General features: G+C 45.2%; 2 tRNA genes and 1 rRNA gene. All 3 read right to left on the bottom strand.

Features of this window, described 5'->3' with window-relative positions:
* Nucleotides 1-208: 208 nt before the first annotated feature.
* Nucleotides 209-282 (bottom strand) — tRNA-Ala (locus tag H8S64_RS22290).
* Nucleotides 283-350: 68 nt separating this feature from the next.
* Nucleotides 351-424 (bottom strand) — tRNA-Ile (locus H8S64_RS22295).
* Between the two features lie 72 nt (nt 425-496).
* Nucleotides 497-608 (bottom strand): 16S ribosomal RNA (locus H8S64_RS22300); the annotation flags it as partial.

The following is a 608-nucleotide window of genomic DNA, read 5'->3' on the forward strand; positions in this document are numbered from 1 at the left end:
CGTCGTGTTGTATTTCTACCTTGTCGATGTATCACTACACCGACGGCTCTGTGTTTTTTACTACATTTTTACTTCACGGATTAAATAATCCGTTAACGTTCCAGCATGTCAAAGAACTTACAGTCAATGCAAAATTGAAAATTGAAAATTGAAAATGAACTCCCGTTCATCATCAATCTCGTTTTCCAACCTTGTCAATGAACTCACGTGGAGAATAAGGGAGTCGAACCCTTGACCTCCTGAATGCAAATCAGGCGCTCTAGCCAACTGAGCTAATCCCCCCGGCATCAATCGAGAACCAAGACCGAAAATAATTTTCAATTTTCAATTCTTAATTTTCAATTGTCTTGTAGTCCCTCGCGGAGTTGAACCGCGGACCTCTACATTATCAGTGTAGCGCTCTAACCAACTGAGCTAAGAGACTATGGTTAACCCTCGCGGGTAATCTAGTTTAACGTGAAACGTGGTAGCGAGCCACATGAACTCCATGCTCCAGAAAGGAGGTGTTCCAGCCGCACCTTCCGGTACGGCTACCTTGTTACGACTTAGCCCCAGTTACCGGTATTACCCTAGCCCGTTCCTCGCGGTCACGATCTTCAGGTACTCCC

Origin of the sequence: Butyricimonas hominis, assembly GCF_014287455.1 — a bacterium.
GTDB lineage: Bacteria > Bacteroidota > Bacteroidia > Bacteroidales > Marinifilaceae > Butyricimonas > Butyricimonas muris.